Here is a 3,723-nt window from a genome sequence, read left to right on the forward strand (position 1 = left end):
GCACGGGCGCCCCAGCTGCACGCGCGCCACTCCCCCCCCCCACCCCCGGCCCCGCCGGCCCCCCCCGCACCGTCGGCGCCGTCGTCCGTTCCGGCCCACCGGTCCCTGCGTCAACAAGCGCCCCGTGCCGACCTCTTGACACTGCTCACGACCTTGTGAGTACATGCCAACCGTGCTGACACCCTCCTCTCGCACCCTCGCCACGGCGGCCCGCACCCTGGCCGCCTTCGCGCTCGCCGCGGCCGCCGCCTTCGCCACCCCCGTTGCCGCGACCGCCGCCGCCGCTCCCGCCCACGTGGAGACCGACTACGCCAACCCGGCGACGGCCCTGCCGCCGGTGTCCCGCCCGGACACCAGGCACTGCACGGTCACGGCGATGCAGCACGACTTCGCCAACAGCTACGGGCAGCCGTTCACCGCCACCCTCACCCCGCCCGCGGACTGCGCGGGGCCGTGGAACAAGGTGGTCCTGGACTGGTCCGGCAGCGTCGCGGGCCGCCAGTACGACCGGCTCGCCGGGGTCTGGATCGGCGGCGCCGAGGTGTTCCGCACCAGCACGCCGGAGCCCGACCCGTCCGGGATCAGCTGGCACGTGGACCAGGACCTGACCCCGTTCGTCCCGCTGCTGCGCACCGCGCAGCCGCTGGTGGTGGACCTGGGCAACATCGTCAACGGGACGTACACCGGCGTCTACCACATGACCATGACGGTCACCTACTACCAGGCGGACCGGGCCCACCCGGCCGCGGCCACCGCCGACCAGGTGCTCCCGGTCTCGCAGTCCAGCACCGCGCCGGGTTGGTGGACGCTGTCCAAGGGGCAGACCGCGACCGCCGCGCTGCACTTCCCGCGCAACCTCACCGCCGCCAAGCTGCAGGTCTACGCCCGCGGCGGCGGCTGCGAGGAGTTCTGGTACTCCAACGTGCCCGACGACGTCGCCGCGGCCCACCCCGACTGGGGCATGTGCGGCGGCGGCACCTACCGCGAGGTGCAGGTGCTGGTGGACGGCCGGCTCGCGGGGACGGTGCAGCCGTTCCCGGCGATCTACACCGGCGGGATCAGCCCCTTGATGTGGCGGCCGATCCCCGGCATCGACGCGTTCCGCACCCAGCCGTACGAGGTGGACCTGACCCCGTTCGCCGGCACCCTGACCGACGGCGCCGCGCACACCGTGTCGATCGTCCCGCCGGCCGGGATCAGCGACGGTTGGACGGTGGACGGTTCGCTCTTCCTGGACACCGACCCGCTGCTCGCCCGGACCGGCGGCGCCGTCACCACCGACACCGTGACCGCCGACCCGAAGCCCGCCACCACCGAGACCGCGCAGGCCGACGGCAGCGAGCTGATCACCGTCAGTGCCACCCGGGACTGGACGGTGGCGGGGTACGTGGACACCTCGCGCGGGCGGATCAGCACCCGGATCGACCACCACGGCGAGTACCGCAACACCGACACGCTCAGCCAGCAGGGCCAGGCCCAGGTGACCAGTCAGCGCGACAGCGGCTGGACCGTCACCAGCACCGACCGGGACGGCCGCGGTCCGCGCACCGAGCAGCGCGCCAGTTGGTCCTACCCGCTGGACGTGACCAGCAGCTACGTGCCCAGCGCCGACGGCTTCCTGGTCCGCGGTCAGGTCACGGTGGCCCGCGAACTGCTGGACCAGGCCCGGCACGGCGAGGGCCGCTGGCTGCCGCAGGCGAGCACCAGCGACCGGCTGACCGCCCAGGGCGTGCTGGAGCGCCAGGGCACGACGACGGTGCAGGCCGACGGCAGTGCGACCGAGCACTACCGGGGCACGGTGGACGGCGGCTGCTACGACCACCTGCTGAGCGCGGACCACGGCTACCTGACCGAGGATCGGGTCAGCACCTCGGTCTCTTCGGAAGGCAACGGTGAATGCCGGTGACCCGGGCGTAAAGCCTTCAGGAACAGTACGCACCCGATAGTTCCGAGCCGATCTGACGAGCCTTTACGGCTCTCTTAAGGGAGTCGGGGAGGCCCCGTCCGGGGCCTCCTTGGCGGGCCGTCAGCCCACGGTGGAACGACTCACCGCAATGGGTGAGATCTCCGTCACACCGGCCCCTTCGCGGGGTTCGACCGTGGCGCCGACGGTGCAGTGGTGACCTGCGGAAACCTGCCGCTGCCGGAGTGGCGTTCGGATGATCGAACAAGTCCGACATTCGAGTTGATCTTGTTCTCCGGTGTGTTCTGCGCTTCACTCGTGCGGGTGTCAGCGGCGGAACGGGGTGCGGCCGTCTTTTGAGAGTGCGATCAAGGCTGGCACGGCCTTGATGACTTGAAGCGTTGACGAGAATGAGAAGCCCTTGCCGAACCCGTCGCCCGAGCACCCGACTCCGACGCCGCCGCGCGGCCCCTCGCGACCGGGCCGACCCGCCCGGCGGCTGACCAGAGCCCTGGTCGCGCTGCCGGCCCTCGCCGGCCTCACGGGGTGTGCGGCCACCGCACACGGCGGCTCCGAGCTCTGGGCGGTCGGCGGCGCGGCGGCCGTGGTGCTGGTCGGTGGCACGGCCGTGGCGGTGCGCCGGATCACCGCGCGACCGCTGGAGCGCTCGCGCGACCAGGCCGCCCGCAGCCTGGCCCAACTGCTGGACGAGCGCGGCGGGTTGCTCGAGGAGCGGAACCGGCTGAGCGCCGAGCGGGACACCAACGCCACCCTGGCCCAGGCGCTGAACGGCGAGCGCCAGCAACTGCTGCTGGAGCACCAGGAGTTGCAGCGGGCCCAGCAGGAGCTCGCGCGCCGGGTCGAAGAGGCGGCCGCGCTGCGGCAGGAGAGCGACGAGCGGCAGGAGCAACTCCTGCGCGAGTGCGAGCTGCTGCTCGCCGAACGGGACGCGCTGACCAAGGAGCGCGACGAACTGCAGGGCAGCGTGGACGCCACCTTCGTCAACCTGGCGATGCGCACGCTGACCCTGGTCGAGCGGCAACTGGTGCTGATCGAGGCGCTGGAGGGCCGGGAGGCCGACTCCGCGCAGTTGGAGAGCCTGTTCCGGCTCGACCACCTGGCCACCCGGATGCGCCGCAACAGCGAGAACATGCTGCTGCTGGCCGGACTGGAGAACAGCCAGCGCGGCCGCAAGACGGTCACCCTGCTGGACGTGGTGCGGGCCGCGGTCTCCGAGATCGAGCGGTACGAACGGGTCAAGCTCGGTTTCCTGGCCGCGGTCCGGCTGACCGGTGCGGTCGCCGACGACACCAGCCACCTGCTCGCGGAACTGCTGGAGAACGCCACCGCGTTCTCGCCGCCGCAGGAGCAGGTGGAGGTTGGCGGCTGGCTCCTGGACAACGGCGAGCTGATGGTCTCGGTCAACGACCGGGGCATCGGCCTGCCCGCCGAGCGGCTGCGCGCGCTGAACGAGCAGTTGGCCGAGCCGGTGTCGAGCGACCCCGCGCAGCGCCGCGACGCGCTGCTGGCCGGCGCGCTGAGCGGGCGCAGCATGGGCCTGTTCGTGGTGGCCCGGCTGGCGGCCCGGCACGGGATCCGGGTGCAGCTGCGGGAGAACGGGCAGGGCGGCGGGATCAGCGCGATGGTGGTGCTGCCGCGCGAGGCCCTGCACCAGGACGGGATCAGCACCGCGGACCTGGACGACCAGCGGCGGGCCGAGCGGAGCGCGGCGGTGCACGCGGCGCGGGCCGCGGAGGCCGCGGAGGCGGTGCCGGCGGCCCCCGCCGCGGCGCCCGCACCGGTGGCGGCCGGGCCCGCGG

Annotated in this window: 2 protein-coding genes; both read left to right on the forward strand. The window is 73.1% G+C overall.

Annotated elements, in window-relative coordinates; all coding sequences use genetic code 11:
* Positions 1–172: 172 nt before the first annotated feature.
* Positions 173–1,906: a peptide-N4-asparagine amidase gene (locus ACFW1A_RS39390; RefSeq protein WP_380418320.1), complete on the forward strand. Its 1,734-nt coding sequence runs from the start codon at positions 173–175 to the stop codon at positions 1,904–1,906.
* A gap of 418 nt (positions 1,907–2,324) precedes the next feature.
* A partial coding sequence (locus ACFW1A_RS39395) for an ATP-binding protein (protein WP_380418322.1) occupies positions 2,325–3,723 on the forward strand: 1,399 nt, incomplete at its 3' end.

The organism is Kitasatospora sp. NPDC058965, assembly GCF_042741245.1.
In the GTDB taxonomy this organism is placed as follows: Bacteria; Actinomycetota; Actinomycetes; order Streptomycetales; family Streptomycetaceae; genus Kitasatospora.